The sequence below is a fragment of the Acinetobacter sp. MF4640 genome, assembly GCF_002018895.1.
In the GTDB taxonomy this organism is placed as follows: Bacteria; Pseudomonadota; Gammaproteobacteria; order Pseudomonadales; family Moraxellaceae; genus Acinetobacter; species Acinetobacter johnsonii.
In genome coordinates, this window is the sequence record NZ_MVOM01000158.1 from 1 (window position 1) to 553 (window position 553).

General features: G+C 40.0%; 1 protein-coding gene. It reads right to left on the bottom strand.

Annotated features, from left to right (window positions below; translation table 11 throughout):
• Positions 1-46: 46 nt before the first annotated feature.
• Positions 47-553 (bottom strand): transposase (locus MF4640_RS18905; RefSeq protein WP_153042494.1); only part of this gene is annotated, 507 nt, incomplete at its 5' end.

Below are 553 nucleotides of genomic sequence, written 5' to 3' on the forward strand. Positions count from 1 at the left end.
AAGAGATACCGTCTGAAACGTCAAGCAAATTATCGAAAATTCATGCTCAATAATCTGCTTGATAAGGCTGTTGGTGTTTGAGTACACCATAACAAAGATGAACCAACTTTCTCATTGCAGCTCCAATCGCCATCATTTTGGTTTTACCATTAGCTAATAATCTTTCATTCATCCCTTTAATATGAGGATTATGCCGAGTTGCGACAATGGCTGCCATATATAAACCGGCACGTATTTTGGAAGAGCCCGCTTTGGATAAATGGCTTCTGCCATGAATGGAGCTACCTGACTGCTTTTGAGTGGGCACCAATCCAACAAAGGCAGCCGCTTGACTAGCTCTTTCAAAAGTATGACTGCGCAAGAAACTGAGCATTAATAAACTAGTTCGATTTGCAATGGCTGGAATACTGCTGAGCAGTTCTTTATCATTTTTTAAATCAGGATTCTGATCAATGTGATCATCAATTTGTTGGTCGATACCCTGAATATGTTTGTTTAACTGTTCAATACTCTTGTGGAGAGACTGAAGTACAGGTTCCATCGTGAAGGTAGA